This is a genomic window from Romboutsia sp., from assembly GCF_035470145.1.
GTDB lineage: Bacteria > Bacillota > Clostridia > Peptostreptococcales > Peptostreptococcaceae > Romboutsia_D.
In genome coordinates, this window is the sequence record NZ_DATIRC010000204.1 from 1 (window position 1) to 1962 (window position 1962).

Consider the following 1962-nt stretch of genomic DNA (forward strand, 5'->3'; position numbering starts at 1 on the left):
GTCTTAAGAATGATATGGAAAGAATACATAGTTGAATTCCAGACACCTATTCAATATAGTCAGCTTAATGATATGTTAGGGCAGATTCTACTTTTAGTAATAGGAGTAGAGCTTGTAGTAATGCTGTCTCTCCATATACCAGGAGCGCTTTTAGAAGTGCTATTATATGCAATAGCAAGAAAGATGTTACTGCTTCCCAAAAGTGAAGGTATGGTAGATGTTTTAATTGGAGTAATAGCTATAGCTGGTATATTTGCAATTAGAAAATACTTAGTAATAAATGATAATAGCAATATGAGTGTAACAAGTATACATTACAAAGGTTGTGAAGATGAACAAGAATGTAATAAATGTGAATCGTATAGATAGAAAAAAGTACAATAATGAAAATTAAAACATTAGATATAAGGAGACAAAACATGAGTGCAATAAGATATGAACTTATAAAAACATGTAAACAAAGTGGAGCAAGATTAGGAAGATTACATACTCCACATGGAGTTATAGAGACACCTATATTTATGCCTGTTGGAACTCAAGCAACAGTAAAATCAATGACTCCAGAAGAATTAAAAGAAATAGGTTCTCAAATAATATTAAGTAATACTTATCATTTATACATGAGACCAGGATATGATTTAGTTAAAGAAGCTGGAGGGCTTCATAAATTTATGAACTGGGATAAGCCTATACTTACAGATAGTGGTGGATTCCAAGTATTTAGTCTTGGGCCACTTAGAAAGATAACTGAAGAAGGTGTTAACTTTAGATCTCATATAGATGGTTCTAAGCACTTTATAAGTCCTGAAAAAGCTATGGAAATACAAAATGCATTAGGTTCAGATATAATGATGGCATTTGATGAATGTGCTCCATACCCAGCAGATAGAGAATACGTTAAAAATTCTTTAGAAAGAACGACAAGATGGTTAAAGAGATGTAAAGAAGCTCATAAAAACACTGAAAAGCAAGCTTTATTTGGTATAATCCAAGGTGGAATGTACAAAGACTTAAGAGAACAATCAGCTAAAGAAATATTAGAATTAGATTTACCAGGATATGCAGTAGGTGGACTTAGTGTTGGAGAGCCAAAGCAGTTAATGTATGAAGTATTAGATTATACAGTACCTTTAATGCCAGAAAATAAGCCAAGATACCTAATGGGCGTTGGAAGTCCTGATGACTTATTAGAAGGTGTTATAAGAGGAATAGATATGTTTGACTGCGTATTACCTACTCGTATAGCAAGAAACGGTACAGCTATGACAAGTGTTGGTAAGGTAGTAGTTAGAAATGCATCATACGCTAGAGATTTTACGCCATTAGATCCTAACTGTAATTGCTACTGTTGTAGAAATTACTCAAGAGCATATATAAGACATTTAGTTAAAGCAAATGAAATATTAGCTTCAAGATTAATAACTACTCATAACCTACACTTCTTACTAGACTTAATGAAGCAAGTAAGACAAGCTATAATGGAAGATAGATTATTAGACTTTAAAGCTGAATTCTTCAAAAACTATGGATATGAATTATAGAATTTTTACTATTAATTATAATTATTTTAATATATAATAATTATAGTAAGAGTGAATATATAAACTATAATTTTCAAAGGAGTGAAAATCATGGGAAACACACAACAGATGATAATGGGGATAGTAATGTGGGCAGCTGTATTTGGAGTATTTTACTTCCTATTAATAAGACCTCAAAAGAAAAAAGATAAGCAATTAAAAGAAATGAGACAAAATATAGCAGTTGGAGATAAAGTAACTACTATAGGTGGAATAATAGCTAATGTTGCAAAAGTTGAAGAAGACTTTATAGTATTAGAATTAGGTCCAAACAGAAATAAAGTTCCATTTGAAAAATGGGCTATAGGTACTGTTGAATCAAAAAAAGAATCAGTTGAATAATTTGTAATTTAGACACCTTCCCTCGAATATACATATATTA

Annotated in this window: 3 protein-coding genes; all 3 read left to right on the forward strand. The window is 31.1% G+C overall.

The window, feature by feature from the left end; translation table 11 throughout:
- Positions 1–369, forward strand: a 369-nt coding sequence (locus tag VLM92_RS08645; RefSeq protein WP_325275939.1) for a hypothetical protein, incomplete at its 5' end; no start/stop codon positions are given.
- 50 nt (positions 370–419) lie between these two features.
- Positions 420–1541, forward strand: coding sequence for a tRNA guanosine(34) transglycosylase Tgt (gene tgt, locus VLM92_RS08650; RefSeq protein WP_325275940.1), 1122 nt, complete (start codon positions 420–422; stop codon positions 1539–1541).
- Between the two features lie 90 nt (positions 1542–1631).
- Positions 1632–1922: a preprotein translocase subunit YajC gene (yajC, locus tag VLM92_RS08655; RefSeq protein WP_325275941.1), complete on the forward strand. Its 291-nt coding sequence runs from the start codon at positions 1632–1634 to the stop codon at positions 1920–1922.
- Positions 1923–1962: the final 40 nt, after the last annotated feature.